The 19348-nt window shown below is 74.1% G+C and carries 14 protein-coding genes; 7 read left to right on the forward strand and 7 right to left on the reverse strand.

What is annotated here, in order from left to right; all coding sequences use genetic code 11:
• Positions 1–15: 15 nt before the first annotated feature.
• Complete coding sequence (locus ACIP84_RS18515; protein ID WP_401798688.1) at positions 16–1875, reverse strand: endonuclease/exonuclease/phosphatase family protein; 1860 nt, start codon at positions 1873–1875, stop codon at positions 16–18.
• 234 nt (positions 1876–2109) lie between these two features.
• Between ACIP84_RS18515 and ACIP84_RS18520 the strand changes: the two genes are divergently transcribed.
• The 4 genes from ACIP84_RS18520 (at position 2110) to ACIP84_RS18535 (ending at position 7269) form a co-directional block, all read left to right on the forward strand.
• Entirely contained in the window at positions 2110–3576 is a 1467-nt protein-coding gene (locus tag ACIP84_RS18520) for a hypothetical protein (protein WP_401798689.1), read from the forward strand.
• A gap of 248 nt (positions 3577–3824) precedes the next feature.
• Complete coding sequence (locus ACIP84_RS18525; protein WP_401798691.1) at positions 3825–5285, forward strand: alkaline phosphatase PhoX; 1461 nt, start codon at positions 3825–3827, stop codon at positions 5283–5285.
• 66 nt (positions 5286–5351) lie between these two features.
• Positions 5352–6077 carry a GntR family transcriptional regulator gene (locus ACIP84_RS18530; protein WP_401798693.1) on the forward strand — a complete coding sequence of 242 codons (726 nt, stop codon included), beginning with the start codon at positions 5352–5354 and terminating at the stop codon, positions 6075–6077.
• 172 nt (positions 6078–6249) lie between these two features.
• On the forward strand, positions 6250–7269 hold the full coding sequence (locus ACIP84_RS18535) for a 1-aminocyclopropane-1-carboxylate deaminase (protein ID WP_401798695.1): 1020 nt from the start codon (positions 6250–6252) through the stop codon (positions 7267–7269).
• A 17-nt stretch (positions 7270–7286) separates the two neighbouring features.
• On the opposite strand, the gene ACIP84_RS18540 is transcribed toward ACIP84_RS18535, so the two are convergent.
• On the reverse strand, positions 7287–8531 hold the full coding sequence (locus tag ACIP84_RS18540) for a TerD family protein (RefSeq protein WP_401798697.1): 1245 nt from the start codon (positions 8529–8531) through the stop codon (positions 7287–7289).
• Positions 8532–8567: 36 nt separating this feature from the next.
• Positions 8568–8807 (reverse strand): hypothetical protein, encoded by a 240-nt coding sequence (locus ACIP84_RS18545; RefSeq protein ID WP_355969799.1) that lies wholly within the window; start codon positions 8805–8807, stop codon positions 8568–8570.
• A 148-nt stretch (positions 8808–8955) separates the two neighbouring features.
• On the opposite strand from ACIP84_RS18545, the gene ACIP84_RS18550 reads away from it, so the two are divergent.
• On the forward strand, positions 8956–9891 hold the full coding sequence (locus ACIP84_RS18550; RefSeq protein ID WP_355969802.1) for an AraC family transcriptional regulator: 936 nt from the start codon (positions 8956–8958) through the stop codon (positions 9889–9891).
• Positions 9892–10231: 340 nt separating this feature from the next.
• Here ACIP84_RS18550 and ACIP84_RS18555 read toward each other — a convergent pair whose 3' ends face one another.
• On the reverse strand, positions 10232–10990 hold the full coding sequence (locus ACIP84_RS18555; RefSeq protein WP_401798699.1) for an SDR family oxidoreductase: 759 nt from the start codon (positions 10988–10990) through the stop codon (positions 10232–10234).
• A 20-nt stretch (positions 10991–11010) separates the two neighbouring features.
• Positions 11011–11820, reverse strand: coding sequence for an NAD(P)-dependent oxidoreductase (locus ACIP84_RS18560; protein ID WP_355969807.1), 810 nt, complete (start codon positions 11818–11820; stop codon positions 11011–11013).
• A 259-nt stretch (positions 11821–12079) separates the two neighbouring features.
• Between ACIP84_RS18560 and ACIP84_RS18565 the strand changes: the two genes are divergently transcribed.
• Together ACIP84_RS18565 and ACIP84_RS18570 are read left to right on the forward strand one after the other, a co-directional pair.
• Positions 12080–13012 carry a 5-dehydro-4-deoxyglucarate dehydratase gene (locus tag ACIP84_RS18565; protein WP_401798701.1) on the forward strand — a complete coding sequence of 311 codons (933 nt, stop codon included), beginning with the start codon at positions 12080–12082 and terminating at the stop codon, positions 13010–13012.
• A gap of 62 nt (positions 13013–13074) precedes the next feature.
• Complete coding sequence (locus ACIP84_RS18570) at positions 13075–14208, forward strand: hypothetical protein (protein ID WP_401798828.1); 1134 nt, start codon at positions 13075–13077, stop codon at positions 14206–14208.
• A 242-nt stretch (positions 14209–14450) separates the two neighbouring features.
• Here ACIP84_RS18570 and ACIP84_RS18575 read toward each other — a convergent pair whose 3' ends face one another.
• Complete coding sequence (locus ACIP84_RS18575; RefSeq protein ID WP_355969812.1) at positions 14451–17237, reverse strand: SpoIIE family protein phosphatase; 2787 nt, start codon at positions 17235–17237, stop codon at positions 14451–14453.
• Entirely contained in the window at positions 17234–19300 is a 2067-nt protein-coding gene (locus tag ACIP84_RS18580) for a SpoIIE family protein phosphatase (RefSeq protein WP_355969815.1), read from the reverse strand. The genes ACIP84_RS18575 and ACIP84_RS18580 overlap by 4 nt, the downstream gene beginning before the upstream one ends.
• Between the last annotated feature and the right edge of the window lie 48 nt (positions 19301–19348).

Raw genomic sequence — 19348 nt, forward strand, 5'->3', positions numbered from 1 at the left:
GGCCGCCCCCGGTGACTACGGGCGGAAGCGCACGACCTGGGGGTCGTGGTCGCTGTCCTGGTCGGCGAACTCCGCGTTGATGTGGACGCTGTCGTACTCGAAGTGGCGCACGCCGGGGCTCGTCAGGATCTGGTCGAGCACCTGGCTGTTGCCCTGGTAGACGTACGAGTAGCGCTCGCTGCGGGGCAGCGACTTCACGGCGGGGTACAGCGCGCCGCCGTCGGTCAGCGCCTCCGTCGTCCCGGAGAACTCGAAGTCGTTGATGTCGCCGACGACGAGGACGTCGGCCTGCTTCTCGACCGCGAGGAGCTGCTTCACGAAGCCGTTGACGGACTGGGCCTGGAGCAGTCGCTTCGCCTCGGAGGAGCGGACCGGCGGCTGGTGGTGCGAGACGATCGACTCGTCGCCGCCCTTCGAACCGAAGTGGTTGGCGATCACGAAGACCGTACGGCCGCGGAAGACGAACTCGCCCGCGAGCGGCTTGCGGCTGCTCTCCCAGGCGGTGTTCGCCGGGTCGATCCGGCCGGGGGAGACCGTCAGGGCGGCGTGGCCCTTGCGGCCCGTCACGCCGGTGGCGGAGGCCGCGTCGGTGGCCGCGCGGTCCGTGAAGGAGACCCGCTCGGGGTTGAAGAGGAAGACCTGACGGATATTGCCGCCGGGCTCGCCGCCGTCCTTGTTGTTCTCCGGGTCGACCGAGCGCCACTCGTACGCCGGGCCGCCGGCCGCCACGATCGCGTCCGTGAACTTCTTCACCGTCTGGTCGGCGGCGACCGTGCCGTCGTTCTTGGCGCCGTTGTTGTCCTGGATCTCCTCCAGGGCGAGGATGTCGGGCGAGGCGAGGTTGGCGACGACCGCCTTCGCGAGCGCGTCGAACTTCTCCTGCGGGTCACTCGGGTCGAGGTTCTCCACGTTGTACGTGGCCACGGCCAGCTCGTTCCTGTGCTGCCGGTCCGTGGACTCGCGCTCGAGGCCGCGGTCGACGACCGTGCCGAGGGTGCGGGCGGTGAGCGTGTAGCCGCCGAACTGGTTGAAGTCGAGCGGACCCTCGGTGGTGCCGGTCAGCCGGTCGCCGACGTTCGCCTTGGGGAAGGGCTGCTGGGCGATCGGGGTCAGCGACTGGATCTGCAGCCGGCCGGTGTTCTGCGACTCGTACGAGCCGTAGACCGTGCCGCCGCGCCGGTTGCGGTTCTCCCAGGGCTTCACCGTGACCCACAGCTCGGAGTACGGGTCGGTGGCGCCGACCACGCGCGAGGAGCCGATCCGGACGTTGGTGCCCTCCAGGGACTCGTAGTAGTCCAGGGCGTACGTGCGGGGCTTCAGGGTCAGTCCGTTGATCGAGCCCGCCGCGGCCGGGTCGCCCTCGGGGGTGTACTCGTCGGGGACGGACCAGGACGAGATGGTCACCGGAGCGGGGACCGGGTTGCCCTGCGAGACCACGGTGACGACCGGCTTGGAGATCTGGGTCAGCGACTGGTTGCCGGAGGTCAGCCCGCCGGGGACGTACTCGGTGACCGTGCCGCTCAGGCTGACCGCGTCGCCGACGGCGACCGTCGGGACGGAGCTGGTGAAGACGAAGAGGCCCTCGCTGGTGGCGGGGTCGCCATCCCCCTCGGGGTCCTGGATCCAGAAGCCGCGCGAGCCGTAGGTGCGGACGCCGGTGACGACGCCCGTCACGCCGGAGACCTGCTTGCCGACGAGCGGCGAGACGCGCGTGGTGCCCTGGATGTCGTGGATGCGGACACCGGCCGCGTCCTCGGCGGCGGCGTTCGTCGAACCGGCCAGCAGACCCGCGGCGAGGGCGGCGGCGACGACGGCGGAGACCGCGGCGGAGCGCGCGACGGTGCGGCCGGCAGATCTCGGTATGGAGGAAGGCATCAGGGGACTCCGAGGGTGCTTGGAGGAACGGCAGATGAATCTACGCGCGTCAATCTCTGTGCAGGGCGCCCAACTTGTCAAGAGTCGACGGGTGTACGAAGGCTGACGGACACATGAACCGACGGACCGCCCCCTGGATGCGTCTACGCTGAGAGCCGCGCTCCGAGCCCGTCTCCGAGCCCCTTCACCCGCCAGTCACCCTTCACCCACGGACGCGTCGAGGAGACCCCCCAGATGTCAGCGGAGCACCCCACCCTTCCCCCCGTTCGGCTGCGTGCGGACGCGGAGCTGGCGCGGGACGCGCTGGCGGCCCCCCTCCTCGCGAACGCGGTACGGCTCGCCCGCTGGGCCGGACCCGACACCCGGGTCGACGCGGGCGGCGAGCTCGTCGACGAGCAACTGCCCGAGGCCGTCGAGGTCCTGGGCCTCACCGACGACGAGGACGGCGAGATCTCGGCGGGCGACGCCTGGCGCCTCGCCGTCGACACCGGTCTGGTGAACGTCGAGGACGGCGAGGAGGACGAGGCGGGCGACGCCGCCGGGCGGGCCTCGGCCGGCGACAACCTCGCGGTCGTCACGGGCGGTTCGCCCCAGGACGTCCTCGCGCTCTGGCTGGACGGCTTCGACGTGGTCTTCGCCGACGCCGTCGCCCCGGTCATCGACGACCTGGACGAGATCGTCGGCGAGGACGGCGAGATCGACATCGAGTCGCTCGACTGGGACCCCGAGATCGAGGCCGAGTTCCTGGAGGGCGTCCTCGGAAACCTCTACCTGCTCACCGTCAGCGAGGGCGGGCCCGGCGAGGGCCCGGTGCCGCTGCCCGCGCTCGCCGCGTCGATGGTCGTCCCCGACGACATGGGCGAACCCACCGACGACGTCCTGGAGCAGGTCTCGGACGCGATGATGCGGCTCGACGAGCAGTTCCGGCTGCTCGAACCGATCGGGCTCGTCGAGTACCAGCCCGTCGACGAGGCGCTGATGGCCGAGGAGGGCGAGGAGCCCACGCCGCCCATCGACGACGAGGACGTCACCCGGTACGGCATGGTCCGGCTCACCGAGCTCGGTCTCTACGGCATCCGGGCCCGGATGCTGGAGGCCGGCGTGGACGCCCCCGCCGTCGGCGACCTCGCCGACAAGGGCGCCGACGCGCTGCTCGACGGCATCTCCGGCTACCCGGAGGCCGCCGCCCGTGAGGAGACCGCCGCCTGGCTGACCGGCCGCGACGCGCTCACCGCCGCCCGCGAGCTGCTGCACGCCGCACGCGGCTCGGACGCCGGCTCGCCGCTGCGCCGCCTCCACTGCCAGCAGACGCTCTCCCTGGTGGGCGCCGAGGCGGAGCCCGCGGTGCGGGAGGTCCTGGACGACGCGGAACTCGGCGGTCTCGCGCGGGTCTGGCTCGCCGAGCGGGGCGCGGCGGACGTGCCCGCGCCGCCGGAGTCGATGATCTTCTGGCTGGCGGTCGACACGATCGCGGCCCAACTCGACGCGGACGGCGACCTGGAGGAGCTCCAGGAGCTGATCGAGGGGCTCACGGGGCGGCACAGCGGCTTCTTCGAGGCGGCCTGGCGGGTGGAGCACCCGGCGACCGCGGAGGTCCTGGAGACGATGGGACGTCTGCACCGCGACAAGAGCGCCGCGAAGGAGGCCCGCAAGGCGGCCTTCAAGGCCCGGTCGCGGGCTGGGTCGGGGTCGGAGTCGTAGCGGCGGGGAAAGGTCGGGGAGGCGGCTGAGGGGACCCGGCCTGGGGGCCGGGCGACCCCCGGACCGGGCGTGGCCGGTCGGGCCGGGTCGCCAGGCCCGCTGGGCGCCGCCGAGCTTGCCGGGTGGGCGTGGCCGAGGTCGCCGCGACGGGCGCGCCCGGCGGTGTTCCCGTGGCGTTCAGACGGTGTTCGTGGCGGCGCGGGAGGGTGGCCCGCGACAACCGGGCCAGCACAGGGAGAACGCCACACATGCCCCTCAACCGCAGAGAGTTCACGAAGCAGTCCGCCGTCGCCGGTGCGGGCCTCGCGCTCACCGGTGTCGTCGGGGCTCTCGCCACCGCGCCCGAGGCCCTCGCCTCCGACGACCCGGAGGCGTACGGAGCCGGCCACGACCACGACCACGGCCACGGTCATGGGAACGGCCACGGCCGCGGCCACCGGCTCGGGTACGGAGAGCTCGTCGCCGACCCCGAGGGGATGCTCGCCCTGCCCGCCGGGTTCTCGTACCGCGTCATCACCCACAGCGGTGTGACCCGGCTGGAGTCCGGCGAGTTCACTCCCTCCAACCACGACGGCACCGCCGCCTTCGCCGGACCGCGCGGCACCACGTACCTGGTCAACAACCACGAGCTCAAGGGCACCCGCGACAAGTGGGACCACCCGGTCCCGCTCACCGAGGGGCTCGTGTACGACCCGGCGGCGGCCGGCGGCTGCACGGTCGTCGAGGTGCACCGTGACGGCACCGTCGCCGAGTGGGTCGGCCTCGCCGGCACCTCCACCAACTGCGCGGGCGGCAGCACCGCCTGGGGCACCTGGCTGACGGGCGAGGAGAACTCGGACCGCGCCGGCGTGAACGGCATGACCAAGGACCACGGGTACATCTTCGAGGTCGACCCCCGCGACCGCCGCGCCAACCGCGCCCCGAAGCCGATCAAGGCCTTCGGCCGGTACGACCACGAGGCCGTCGTCATCGACCCCAAGCGCGGCCACGCCTACCTCACCGAGGACGCCTCCAACCCCAACGGGCTGCTCTTCCGCTGGGTGCCGCCGAAGGGCTTCGAGCACGGCCGGGGCAGGCTCCGTACCCTCGCCGACGACGCCGGTGTGCTCCAGGCCGCCAAGTGCGTCGACTCCGCGGGCCGCCTCGTGGACGACCTCTCCCGGGCGAGCCGGATCGGCACCGTCTACGGCGTGGACTGGGTCGACGTCCCGGACCGCGACGGCCGCACCGTCTCCGTCCGCAAGCAGTTCGCGGACGGCCGGATCACCCGCGCCCGCAAGCTGGAGGGCATGTGGTGGGCCGACGGCGGCACGTACGTCGTCTCCTCGTACGCGCGCGAGGAGAGCCCCGGCGCCGCGCACGACGGCCAGGTCTGGTTCTACGACCCCAAGCGCCGCACCCTCACCCTCAAGGTGCTGCTCGGCGTGAACGCCGCCCCGGACGTGGACGGCGCCTACGACGGCCCCGACAACATCACCGTCTCCCCGTACGGCGGGCTCGTCATCGCCGAGGACGGCGAGGGCGTCCAGCACCTCTTCGGCGCCACCGACGCGGGCCGCACCTACCCGATCGCCCGCAACGACCTCAACGGCAGCGAGTTCACCGGCGTGACCTTCTCGCCCGACGGTGACACGCTGTTCGCCAACATCCAGGACCCGGGCATCATGGTGGCGATCACCGGACCGTGGCGCCGCCAGCCGCGCCGCTGACCCGCGCCCGGCCCTCACTTCTGACCTCTGGTCAGCTCCATGGACTGACATCTAACATGTCAGTCCATGGACGCATTACGGCCCGTGGGCCGGACCCTGCTGCGTGACCGGGCCTACGAGGCGCTGCGCGAGGCCATCGTGCGCGGCGACCTCGCCCCCGGCGCCCCGCTCAAGGACGCCGACCTCGCCGACCGCCTCGGGCTCTCGCGCGCACCCGTGCGCGAGGCGCTGGCCCGGCTCGGCGCCGAGGGGCTCGTCGAGTCCAAGCCGCAGAGCTACACCCGGGTCACCCGGCCGGTCAGCCGGGTCGTCCGGGACGCCGCCTCGGTGGTCCGGGTGATGCACGAACTCGCCGCCAGGACCGGCGTACCGCTGCTCGGGCCCGAAGGCATCCGGGCCATGCGCGAGGCCAACGAGCGCTTCGCCGCGGCCGTCCGCGCCTCCGACGTCGAGGCCGCCCTCCAGGCCGACGACGAGCTGCACCAGGTCCTCGTCGTCGCCAGCGGCAACCACGCCGCCGCCGCCACGATCGCGCGGTACACCCCCCTGATCCGCCGTGTCGAGCGGCGCCTCTTCGGCGACGCCGGGAGCTGCGGCTCGGCCGAGCTGCACGCGCGGCTCATCGAGGCGTGCGCGGCGGGGGACGCGGCGGAGGCGGTACGGGTCACCACGGAGATCTGGGCGGCCCTGGAGCAGCTCGCGGACGACGCCATCGAGGTGGCGGAGGTGACGGGCATTCCGGCGCCCGAGGCCCCCACGTCCCCCACGACCCCCGGGTCCGCGGCTCCGTAGCCCGCCCGTCCCCGCGAGCCCGTCCTCACGTCCGGTCCGCGCGCCCGTCCCCGCGAGCCCGTCCTCGCGACCGGCCGCGCCCGTCCCCGCGGGCCCGTCCTCGCGACCGGCCGCGCGCCCGTCCCCGCGTCCAGGAACGTCGACCAGCAGCCGTCACTCACCGGGAGCCGCATTGCCGATCACCGACTTCGACCGCTACCCGCTCCTCTTCGGGCCCTCGCCGGTCCACCCCCTCGAACGCCTCACCCACCACCTCGGCGGCGCCACCCTCTGGGCCAAGCGCGAGGACTGCAACTCCGGCGTGGCGTACGGCGGGAACAAGACCCGCAAGCTGGAGTACCTGGTCGCCGACGCCCTCGCCCAGGGCTGCGACACCCTCGTCTCCATCGGCGGCGTCCAGTCCAACCACACCCGCCAGGTCGCCGCCGTCGCCGCCCGCGCCGGGCTGCGCTGCGTCCTCGTGCAGGAGAGCTGGGTCGACTGGCCGGACTCCGTCTACGACAAGGTCGGCAACATCCTGATCAGCCGCCTCGCGGGCGCCGACGTACGCCTGGTGAAGGCGGGCTTCGGGATCGGCTTCAAGGAGAGCTGGGAGCTGGCCCTGCGGGAGGTCGAGGAGAGCGGCGGCACGCCCTACGCGATCCCCGCGGGCGCCTCGGACCACCGGCTCGGCGGGCTCGGCTTCGCGAACTGGGCGTACGAGGTGGCGGAGCAGGAGCGCGAACTCGGCGTCTTCTTCGACACGGTGGTCGTCTGCTCGGTGACCGGCTCCACCCAGGCCGGCATGGTCGCGGGCTTCGCCGCGCTCGCCGAGGAGGAAGGCGGACCGGCCCGCCGGATCATCGGGGTCGACGCCTCCGCGAAGCCCGTCCCGACGCACGAGCAGATCACCCGGATCGCCCGGGACACCGCCGCCCTCATCGGCGTCGAGCGCCCGGTGACGGAGGCCGACGTCGAGCTGGACGAGCGCTACCACGCCGGGGTGTACGGCATCCCGGACGAGGCGACCCTCGACGCGATGAGGCTCGCGGCCCGCACCGAGGGCATGATCACCGACCCCGTGTACGAGGGGAAGTCGATGGCGGGACTGATCGATCTGGTGGACCGGGGAGAGGTCGGCCGGGACTCGACCGTGCTCTACGCCCACCTCGGCGGCCAGCCCGCCCTCAACGCGTACAGCGCCCTGTTCTGAACCGGGGACCCGGCCGCTCAGAGTGCCTGGGCGGCCGGCTTCACCATGCCCCGGACGGTTCGCGACTTCACGAACTCGCCCATCGCCGTCATCTCCCACTCGCCGGTGAACTGCTTGATCAGCTTGGCCATCATCACGCCGGTCTGCGGCTCGGCGGTGGTCAGGTCGAAGCGGACCAGCTCCTCGCCCGTCGCCGCGTCGATCAGCCGGCAGTAGGCCTTGGCGACCTCGGTGAACTTCTGGCCGGAGAACGAGTTCACCGTGAAGACCAGACCGGTCGTGTCGGCGGGCAGCCGGCCGAGGTCGACGACGATCACCTCGTCGTCGCCCGCGCCCTCACCGGTGAGGTTGTCGCCGGAGTGCTTCACCGAGCCGTTGAGGATGGACAGCTTGCCGAAGTAGCAGCTGTCCAGGTGGTTGCGCTGCGGGCCGTACGCGATGACGGAGGCGTCCAGGTCGATGTCCTTGCCCCGGTACGCGGGCTCCCAGCCGAGGCCCATCTTGACCTGGGAGAGCAGCGGGCGGCCGCCCTTGACCAGGGACACCGTCTGGTTCTTCTGGAGGCTGACCCGGCCCTTGTCGAGGTTGATCTTGCCCGAGGCGGCGGGGGCCGCGGGAGCGGGCGGCGTGGCGGCCGCGATCCGGGGGTCCACCGCGGCGACGGGTGGCGCCGGCGGAGCCGGGGGTGCCACCGGCGGGGCGACGGGCGCGGGCGGGGCGACGGGGGCCGGGGCTGCCGCGGCGGGGGCGGCGGCGGGCTCGTCGTCCACCGAGACGCCGAAGTCGGTGGCGATGCCCGCGAGACCGTTCGCATAGCCCTGGCCGACGGCGCGGGCCTTCCACGCGCCGTTGCGCAGATAGATCTCGACGACGACGAGCGCCGTCTCGGTGGCCAGCTGGGGCGGGGTGAAGGTGGCGAGGACGGTGCCGTCGTCCGCGTTGCGAAGGGTGGCGGTGGGCTCGATGCCCTGGAAGGTCTGGCCCGCGGCGTCGGGGCTCGCGGTGACGACGATCCTCTCGATGCCGGCCGGCACGGCGCCGGTGTCCACCAGGATCGCGTCGGGGGCGGCACCGCCGCCGGAGCGGTAGGTGACGCCGGGGCCGGACGGCTGGTTGTAGAAGATGAAGTCGTCGTCCGAGCGCACCTTGCCGTTGGCGCCGAGCAGCAGGCCCGAGACGTCGAGCCGCACCGGGGCGGCGACGTCCACCGCCACGCGAGCGACGGTGAGGGGGATGTTCGAGCCGGGGGTCATAGCGGTCATGCCAGGGCTAACGATCCGGGCGCCTTTGCCGTTCCCTTACCCTCGGCCGGTTCGGCCACCTTGATTACGGGGGTGGTTCCTGGCCTGCCGCTCGTTGCCGAAGCGGTACGCGCCCGTCCACCGGGCCATGACGAGCTGGGCGTCGCCCGACTCGACCTCGGCGAGGAACTTCTCCGCGCGGGCGCCGCGCAGCACGCCCGCGGCGCGGCCCAGGTGGGTGAGGACCACCGAGCCGTCCCCGCGCTGTTCGTACGTGAATCCATGGGGTCGTGGCATGCCGGGCATCCTGCCGTTCCCGGTCAGATCCGTCATATGAATATTCTTTCGACCCATGGGTGCAGTGGGGGCGGAGGGGCCGGTGGTACCGGCGGGGGTGGGGGGCGCTGTGAGCGGGGTCGGCGGGAACTGTTTTCGGACACAGGACGTGGACGAGGCGCGCGTCGAGCTCGACGCCCGCTACTACGCGAACCGGATGGACCTCGTCGACCGCGAGCGGCGCCCCTTCGCGGCGCGTTTCGACACGGTCGTGCTCGGCCCGCTGGTCATCGGCGACCTGAGCTGCGGCGCCGATGTGCGGATGAGCTTCGGAGAGCTGGGCGCGTACCACCTGAACGCACCGCTCAGCGGGCGGATGGAGATGCGCCAGGGCGGGGCCTCGATCGTCGCGACGGAGGCCCAGGCGCTGCTCCTCGACCCGGCGGGCGACACCTTCCTCGACCGCTGGACCGGGGACTGCCGGACCCTGTCGGTGAAGGTCGGGGCGGCCGAGCTGCGCGACCGCCTGGAGGCGCTGATCGGCCGCCCGCCCCGGGGCCCGCTGGTCTTCGCGCCCGGCCTGGACATCACCGGCGGTCCCGGTCTGAGCTGGGTGCGCTTCGCCCGCCAGGTCGCCGCCGAGGCGCTCGCCGGCGAGGGCCTCGCCCGGCACGAGCTGGTGGCGCGCCCCTTGCAGGAGGCGCTGCTCAACGGGCTGCTCCTGGCCGCCGAACACCCCTGGCGCGAGGCCCTCGCGCACCCGGGGGAGCCGCGGCGGCCGGCCCCGGTCAAGCGGGTGATGGACGCGGTGCGGGAGCGGCCCGAGCACCCGTTCACGACCACCGAGCTGGCCGCCCTCGCCCGGGTGAGCGTGCGCCGCCTCCAGGAGTCGTTCCGCGAGTACGTGGGGATGTCGCCGATGGCGTACGTACGGGAGGTCCGCCTCGACCGGGTCCGCGAGGAGCTGCGGGTGGCCGCGCCGGACGAGGTGGGCGTGAGCGAGGTGGCCTGGCGCTGGGGCTTCGCCCACCAGGGCCGCTTCGCGGCGCGCTACCGGGAGAAGTTCGGCGAGTCGCCGTCGGAGACCTTGCGCGGCTGCCGCTGAGCGGGCCGTCCGCCTGCGCCGGGTGTGCCGAGCGACGGTCGCGGAAGGGCTGGCGTGCGCCGGGGCGCGTAAGGGGGCGCGTAATTCGCTGACCGGCTGGGTTCCATGCACCAACCCGCCGCGCATTCCGGACAGGGGTCGCGTTCCGCGGCTCGCGATGATCTTCGTCCGGGCCTACGGTGAGCAGGTCCGGCCGCCAGTGCGCGCGCCGTGACCCGGGCCCCGGCCGGCTCCCCCGTATCAGTCCGGCCGGGTCCTGCGTATCCCCTGCCGCCTCCGCCGCTCCGGCTGCTCCGGCGCGCCCGCCGCTGAGCTGCTCCCGCCGCTCACCCCGGGAGTCTCACGCGAGTCCTCCGTTGCTCCTCAGCAGCTGCCCGTTGATCCACTGCCCCTCGGGCGAGCACAGGAAGTCGACCAGGTGCGCGGTGTCCCGGGGGGTGCCGAGGCGGCCGAGCGGCGTCTGCCGCACCATCTCCTCCCGGAGCGGCTCCGTCATCCATCCGGTGTCCACCGGACCCGGATTGACGACGTTGGCGGTGACCCCGAGGTGGGCGAGCTCGCGCGCGGCGGCCAGGGTGATGCGGTCGAGAGCGCCCTTGCTCGCCCCGTACGGAAGGTTCCCCACGGTGTGGTCGCTCGTCAGGGCGACGACGCGGCCGGTCCCCGGGGTGCCGGTGAACCGGCGGCCGTACTCCCGGATCAGCAGCCAGGACGCGCGCGCGTTGACCGCGAAATGCCGGTCGAAGCTCTCGACGGTGGTGTCGAGGAGCCCGGAGTCGACCGACTCGCAGTGGCACATGACGAGGGCCGTGACCGGGCGCCCGAGCCGCTCCTCGGCCGTGTCGAAGACGCGCCCGGGCGCCTCGGGGTCGGCCAGGTCGGCCTCGACTGCCGTGCAGGCGGCGCCCCGCGCGGTGAGCCGCCCGGCGACGGCCGCGGCCGCGCCCGGCTCCTCGCCCCACTCCATGCGCCGGTCGTACGGGGTCCAGTACGTGAAAGCGATGTCCCAGCCGGACTCCGCGAGGCGGTCGGCGATGCCCGCGCCGATGCCGACCGTACGGCCGACGCCGGTCACCAGGGCGAGCGGACGGTGCTCCATGGGAATGCTCCTGACGTCGTTCAGTGCGGCCACCGGGGCGGGTTCACGCAGAAGTGGCCGCCCAGGTAGAGGGCGTCGGCGCTGTCCTCCGGGGGGAAGCCCTTGTCGGCGATGAGCTTCTCCGCGTAGACCTCCGAGTCGTCCTGCGGGGCGAAGCCGAGCGCCCGGGCGGAGGAGAGGTCCCACCACGCGCGCGTGTTGGCGGACGAGCCGTAGACGACCGTGTGGGCCACGTCCTCGGCGGTGAGCGCGGCGTGCAGGAGGCGGGCGCCGTCGGCCGGGCTGAGCCACATCGACAGCATGCGGACGGAGGTGGGCTCGGGGAAGCAGGAGCCGATGCGGACCGAGACGGTCTCGACCCCGTGCAGGTCCCAGTAGAGCTGGGCCAGGTCCTCGCCGAAGCACTTGGACAGGCCGTAGAAGGTGTCGGGTCGGTGCGGGGTGTCGACCGGCACGAGCGGGTCGCCCTCGTGCGGCTGCCGGGTGAAGCCGACGGCGTGGTTGCTGGAGGCGAACACCACGCGCGGGACGCCCTCCTCGCGGGCGGCCTCGTAGAGGTTGTACGTCCCGGCGATGTTGGCGGCCATGATCTTGTCGAAGGTCGACTCCAGGGAGATGCCCGCCAGGTGCACGATCGCGTCGACGCCCCGGACCGCCTCGCGCAGCGCCGCGCGGTCGGCGAGGTCGGCGACGATCGCGTCCGGCGCACCCGGCACGGGGGCGACGTCCAGCAGGCGGAGTTCGTGGCCGTACGGGGGCAGCAGCTCCCGCATCAGCGTGCCGACGCCTCCGGCGGCGCCGGTGAGCAGGACGGTGCGGGGTACGGCCATGGAGCGGATCTCCTCCGTCGAGCGGCACGCGGTGGGGTCCCTCCGTGTGCCCGTGGCATTCACCTGAGCGGCATTCACAACCGTGGACACGCTAGGGAGCGGTTCGACGGAGCGTCAAGAGGGTGCGGCAGGGCGCGTTCTCACCTTGACCGGCCCTTCCGTGCTGTTCTAGCGTGCGAGGCGTCAGCGTTCAAGAATATGGATGACAGTCATAACTGTGCACGATGGCCCTGCACGACGGACTTCCCTGGGAGCGACCGTGACCACTGCCCCGCTCGCCGGCCGGCTCGACGGCCTGCTGTTCTTTCCCGTCACCGCCTTCGCGCCGGACGGCTCCGTCGACCTCGACACCTTCCGCGCCCATGTGCGCGCGGGCGTCGACGCGGGCGCCGCCGCCGTGTTCGCCTGCTGCGGCACCGGCGAATTCCACGCCCTCACCCCCGAGGAGTTCCGGGACTGCGTCGCCGCCGCCGTCGAGGAGACCGCCGGCCGCGTCCCCGTCGTCGCGGGCGCCGGCTACGGCACCGCCCTCGCCGTCCGGTACGCCCGGCTCGCCGAGGAGGCCGGCGCCGACGGGCTCCTCGCCATGCCCCCGTACCTCGTCGTCGCCGACCAGGCCGGACTGCTCCGCCACTACACCGAACTCGCCGCCGCGACCTCGCTCGACGTCATCGTGTACCAGCGCGACAACGCGGTCCTCACCCCCGCCACCGCCGTCGCCCTCGCCCGTACGGACGGGATCATCGGCCTCAAGGACGGCCTCGGCGACCTCGACCTGATGCAGCGGATCGTCAGCGCCGTCCGCGCCGAGGGCCTCGACCTGCTCTACTTCAACGGCCTGCCGACCGCCGAACTCACCGGCCCCGCCTACCGGGGCATCGGCGTCACCCTCTACTCCTCCGCCGTGTTCTGCTTCGCCCCCGACATCGCCCTCGCCTTCCACCGCGCGCTCACCACCGGCGACGACACCACCGTGAACCGGCTCGTCGACGACTTCTACCGGCCGCTCGTCGAACTCCGCGCCCAGGGCAGGGGGTACGCCGTCTCGCTCGTCAAGGCCGCGGTACGGCGGGAAGGCCTGGACGTGGGACACGTACGGCCACCGCTGAGCGAGCCCGCGCCCGAGCACGTCGACGCCCTCATGCTGCTCGTCGAGCAGGGACGGGCCGCCCTGAAGGAGCTCGGCGCGTGAGCGGGGACGCGCCGGTCGCCGGGACCGGTGGGACCGCCGGGACCGGTGGCGCGGGCGACGGCATGCGCGCCGGCGCCTTCGTCTACCCCTGGGACGTCGACGGCGATCCCGCCGCGCCCGGGATGCTCGCCGAGCTCGGCCTCGCGCAGGTCACCCTCGCCGCCTCCTACCACTCCACGCGGGCCCTGACCCCCCGCCACCCCGCCCACCGGATCGTCACCGCCGAGCACGCCGCCGTGCTCTACCCGCCGGACCCGGACCGCTGGTCCGGCCGGCCGCTCCGCCCGTACCCGGCGGGGGAGTGGGCACCCGGCGACGCCTTCGGGCGGGCCGCGGAGGCCCTCGCGCCCACCGGCCTGGAGGTGCACAGCTGGGTCGTGCTCGCCCACAACTCCCGGCTCGGCGCCGAACATCCGGAGACCTCCGTCGTCAACGCCTACGGCGACCGCTACCCCTGGGCGCCCTGCGTCGCCGGCCCCGAGGTCCGCGCCCTGCTCGTGGACCTGGCCGCCGAGGCCGCCGTGCGGCCGGGCGCCGCCGGCACCGAACTGGAGTCCTGCGGCTGGTACGGCCTCGCGCACCTCCACGCCCACGACAAGACCGGCGGCGTCGCCCTCGGCGAGCGCGAGCAGTACCTGATGTCGCTCTGCTTCTGCCCCTCCTGCCGGGAGGGCTACGGGGCCGAGGGCGCCGATCCCGACGAGCTGGCCGCCGCCGTGCGGGGCGCGCTGGAGCCGGTATGGGCCGGATCGGGTCCGGCGGGCGGTCTCGGCGGCCTGGAGGCCCCGGCCGGGGCCTGGCGCGCCGGGACAGCCCGCACCTTCCAGGAGGCCGCCGTGGCCGCCGTGCGGGCCGCCGCCCCGCCCGGCTTCCGGGTCCTGCTGCACGCCGACCCCGACCCGTACCGCTGCGGAGCCGACACCGGCACCGACCCGGCGCACGTCCTGGGCCTCGCGGACGGGGTCGTCGCCCGGCCGCACCGGGTCGCGCAGTTCGCGGCCCACGCGCGCCCGGACACCGTCCTGGCGGCGAACCTGTCCGTCGTCACCGGCATGGGCGGCGCGCCCGGCCGGCTGTCCGACGAGGCCGGCCGGGCCCGTGGGGCGGGCGCCACCGAACTGCGGCTCTACCACGCCGGGCTGGCCTCGGACGAGGACCTGGCCGCCGTCAGGACGGCCTTGCGGAAGCCGGTCTAGCGAGCCTCTCCAGGGCGCCCTCTCCGGCTCCCGCGGCGACGCGGCCGGCAGGCAGGCGGCGGAGGCGCGGGCGTCCGCCACACGGGCACGGGCCGCGCCCCCGCGCCGTCCTCGTCGCGGTCGCGGACGGCCTCGTAGAGCCGCGCGTGGCCCCGCACCCGACGGCCCCGCCCCTCGCCACCCGGGCCCCCGCCCCCGCGCCACCCGTGCCCCGCCCCCCTCTCCACCCGCGCCCCCGGCCCTCACCAGGCCAGATCCTCCAGCGCGTCCAGATCCGGGACCGCCGCCACGGTCGGTTCCGCGTCGTTCGCGCCCACCCGCAGCTCCGCCCAGATCGTCTTGCCGCGCCGGCCGTAGCGGGTGCCCCAGCGGTCCGCGTACTGCGCCACCAGATACAGCCCGCGCCCGCCCTCGTCCGTCGCCGCCGCGTGCCGCAGATGCGGCGAGGTGCTGCTGCCGTCCGACACCTCGCAGATCAGCGTCCGGTCGTGGAGCAGCCGCACCCGGACCGGGTCGGCCCCGTACCGCACCGCGTTCGTGATCAGTTCGCTGAGGACGAGTTCCGCCGTGAACGCGAGCCCGTCGAGCCCCCACTCCGACAGCTTCGCCGCCGCCGCGTTCCGTACCGGCGAGACCGCCGACGGATCGCGCGCCACCTCCCACTCGGCGATCCGCTCGCGGTCGAGCAGCCGGGTGCGGGCCACGAGCAGCGCGATGTCGTCGCGCGGCGTGGGCGAGAGGAGCGTCGCGAGGACATCCGCGCAGGTCTGCTCCGGACTCCGGTCCGGGCGGGCGAGGGCGGACCTCAGCAGCCCCAGACCCGCGTCGAGGTCCCGCCCCCGGTCCTCCAGGAGCCCGTCGGTGAAGAGCACCAGCTTGCTGCCCTCCGGCAGCAGCAGTTCCGTCGCCTCGAACGGCACGTCGCCGAGACCGAGACCCAGCGGCAGCCCCGGCGCCAGCTCGGGGAACTCCACCCGCCCGTCGGGAGCCACCAGGGCCGGGCCGGGATGACCCGCGCTCGCCACCGTGCACGCCCCCGACGCCGGGTCGTAGATCGCGTACAGGCAGGTCGCGCCCGTGATGCCCTCCTCCCGCCGCCGCGCCTCGCCGTCCGGCCCCTCCGACTCCCGGTCGTCGATCCTCGCCGTGAGCTCGTCGAGGTGCCCGAGCAGCTCGTCCGGCGGCACGTCGAGGGTCGAGAAGTTGTGCACCGCCGTCCGCAGCCGCCCCATGGTGGCCGCCGCGTGCAGCCCGTGCCCGACGACGTCCCCGACGACGAGCGCCACCCGCGCGCCCGGCAGCGGGATCACGTCGAACCAGTCGCCGCCCACCCCCGCCTTCGCCGGGAGATAGCGGTACGACACGTCCACCGCGCTCTGGTCCGGCAGCACCCGGGGCAGCAGACTCCGCTGGAGCGTCACCGCCATCGCGTGCTCCCGGGTGAACCGGCGCGCGTTGTCGATGGCGACCGCCGCCCGCGCCGCCAGCTCCTCCGCGAACGACAGGTCCTCGTCGCCGAACGGCTCGGGCGTGTCCGCGCGCCAGAAGTTCGCCATTCCCAGGACCACCCCACGGGCCAGCAACGGCACCGTGAGCAGCGAGTGCATGCCGTAGGCGAGGGCCTGCGCCGCCCCCTCCGGGTCCTGCTCGCGCCAGCCCTCCGCCGAGGCCAGCTCCGCCTGCGCCATCGCGTGCCCGGCGCTCAGGGCCGTCGCCATCGGGGTGCTGGGGACGTCGAACCGAATGGTGTCCCCGACCGGCTGGAGCGGCTGGTCGGGCCGCAGTCCGCTCAGCGCCGTCCGCCGCATCTCCGTGGTCGCCGGCGAGGACGGCGGCGGCTCCTCGCCGCGCAGCACCGGTTCGAGCAGCTCCACCGTCGCGAAGTCCGCGAACCGCGGCACCGCGACCTCCGCCAGCTCCTCCGCCGTCCGCACGACCTCCAGGGTCGTCCCGATCCGCACCCCCGCCTCGTAGAGCAGCTGGAGCCGGCCGCGGGCCACCGCCGCCCGGCCGGTGAGGGCGGCCAGTTCGGTGGTGTCCCGCATCGTCATCACGCAGCCGGACTCCCGTCCGGCCGGGAGCGTGGGCCGCACGCTCACCGCGAGCAGCCGGTCGCCCGCCCGGTGCACCTCGTCCGTCGCCGACCGGCCCGACTCCAGGAGTTCGACCGTACGGGCGTCGAGTCCGAGCTCCGAGACGTGCCGCCGCTCCATGTCCGGCGTGAGGCCGAGCAGGCGGCGCGCCTCGTCGTTGGCGAGCAGCAGCCGGCGGTCCGGGCCCACGATCAGGACGCCCTCGCGCACCGCGTGCAGGACCGCCTCGTGGTGCTCCTTCATCCGGGTCATCTCGGTCGGGCCGAGACCGTGGGTCTGCCGCCGCAGCCGCCTGCTCACCAGGGCGGCCCCGCCCACGGCGAGCACCAGCGCGCCGGCCGCGGCGCCGATGAGCAGCGGCAGCCGGTCCCGCACGGCGTCGGTGATGTTCTCCACCTCGACGCCGCTGGTGACCATGCCGACGATCCGGCCCTGGTCGTTCACGACGGGGACCACCGCCCGTACGGCGTCGTTGGGCGCGCCCCGGAACAGCTCCGTGTAGGACTCGCCGTCCACCACCGCCCGGTCGAGGTCGCCGGTCGCCGGGCGGCCGATCAGCTCCGGGTCCGAGTCGGTGTAGCGCACGCCGTCCCGGCTCAGGACGGCGATGAAGTCCACCCCTGTCGCCCGCCGCGTCTCCTCCGCCCGTTTCTGGAGCACGGCCGTCGGGTCGGGCGAGGCGAGCGCCGCGTCGACGCCTGGCGCCTTCGCGAAGGCCTCCGCGACCGCGAGCGAGCGGACCTCGGCGTCCCGCTGGGTGTCGCTGCGCGCCTGGTAGAACGTCACGAACACGGCCGCCGCGATCACCAGGAGCGCGATCAGCGCCTCCAGGGCGAACACCTGCCCGGCCACGCTCCGCAGCCCGGTCCCGCGCCCACCGGGTCGCCTGCCCCGCGCCCCGGCACCCCTCCCGCCTGCCCCGTCCCGGCCCGTCATCCCGTGCTCCGGGCGATGAGCAGCGCCACGTCGTCCGGCGCGCCGGGCCGGCGCAGTGCCCGCAGGAGTGCGTCGCAGGTCTCCTCCAGGGGCCCTCGCATGTCGTCGAGGAGGCCCACGAGCAGGGCGAGCCGCTCGTCGATCGCCTCGTGGCGGGTCTCGATCAGCCCGTCCGTGTAGAGCACGAGCCGGTCCCCCGGCCGGAAGGGCACCCGGGTCGTCCGGAACGTGCCTCCGCCCACCCCGAGGGGCACCCCCGGCGGTACGGTCACCAGCTCGGCCGGGCCGTCCACCGGGACCCGTACCGGCGGCAGATGTCCCGCGTTCGAGATCCGGCACCGGCCGAGGGCCGGGTCGTACACGGCGAAGAGACAGGTCGCGATGTAGTGCTCCAGGCCCGCCGTGATCCGGTCCAGATGCCGCAGGACCTGGGCGGGCGGGAGATCGAGGTCGGCGAAGGCGCAGGTGGCGGTCCGCAGCCGGCCCATCGTCGCCGCCGCGTCGATCCCGCTGCCCATCACGTCGCCGACCACCAGCGCCGTCTTGTCGTCGGGCAGCGGGATCACGTCGTACCAGTCGCCGCCGACCTCGCTGGACGCCTGCGCGGGCTGGTAGCGGGCCGCGACCTCCAGGCCCGCCCGGTCCGGCGGCACGCCCGGCAGCAGACTGCGCTGGAGCGTCACCGCCGAGTTCCGGACGCTCTGGTACCAGCGCGCGTTGTCGATGCTCACCGCCGCGCGGGCCGCGAGCTCCGTCGCGAGCAGCACGTCGTCCCCGTCGAAGGGCAGCCGGTTGCGGTCCCGCTTGAGGTCGAGCGCGCCGAGCACCTCGCCGCGCGCGATCAGGGGCACGGCCAGATACGAGTGCACGCCGGCCCGTGCGAGCAGCTCCGCCGCCTCGGGGCTCCGGGCGATCCGGGACAGGTCACCGGGGCCGACGTGTTCCACCAGGACGGGCAGCCCGGTGTGCACACACCGGGTGACGAGCCGGTCCGCCCCGTACATGGTGATCGCCCCGGGCGGGTCCGCCGCCGGCAGCGCCTCCGTCCGGCCCGCGGCCTTCACCGCGAGGGCCCGGAACAGTTCGGGTCCCTCCTCCGGGGCGCCGGGTCTGCGCAGGGCGAGGACGGAGTCGAGGACGTCGACGGCGGCGATGTCGGCGAGTTCCGGCACCACCACCGAGGCGAGCTCGTCGGCCGTCTTCTCCACCTCCAGGGTGGTGCCCACCCGGGCCGAGGCGTCCGCGATGAGGGCGAGCCGCCGCCGGGAGCGGTCGGCGTCCGCGTCCGCCCGCATCCGCTCGGTCACGTCGATCACGGAGGCGGCGACCCCCAGGATCCGGTCCTCCGGCCCCTCCAGGCGGTAGAAGGACAGCGACCAGGCGTGGTCGTGGTCCGGGTCGGCCGCGGTCCGCCCGACGATGGGGTGGTCGAGCAGCGGAGTGCCGGTCGTGAGGACGGCGCGCAGCGCGGCCTCGAGGGCCGGGGCGTCCATGTCGGGCACCATGTCGCCGATCCGCCGTCCGATGTGCAGCGCGGCCGGGATCCCGTTGATGCGTTCGAGGGCCGGGTTCACCAGGACGTAGCGCAGGTCGGTGTCCAGGACGGCGAGGCCGATCGGGGACTGGGACACCAGCCGGTCGGAGAGCGCGAGCTCGGCCTCGACCCGTTCGACGGCGGAGCGGTCGGCGGCGATCCCGAGCGCGTACAGACCCCCCAGGTCGTCGGTGAGCCGCATGTTGCGGAACTCAACGTTCCGTACGCTGCCGTCCTTGTGCCGCACGGGGAAGACGCCCGCCCAGGTCGACCCCTCGCGCAACACCTCGCCGAAGAGGCGCATCGCCTCGTCCCGGTGGTCCGTGCCGACGACCAGCCGCGCCATGTACTGGCCCAGGGCCTCGTCGGCGCGGAAGCCGAAGAGGTCCTCGGCCTGCGGGCTCCAGAGCACGATCCGGCCGTGGGCGTCGATGACGACGGCGGCGACCCCCAGGACGTCGAGGAGGCCCTTGCCGTCCAGGGGCACACCGACCCGCCCCGTCGTTCCCGGGAAGGAACCGGCCGTCACACTGCCCTCCTCCCGCCGCGCCGCGCTTTCTTCCATGCTCGCCGCCCA

The sequence above is a fragment of the Streptomyces sp. NPDC088707 genome (assembly GCF_044752725.1).
In the GTDB taxonomy this organism is placed as follows: domain Bacteria; phylum Actinomycetota; class Actinomycetes; order Streptomycetales; family Streptomycetaceae; genus Streptomyces.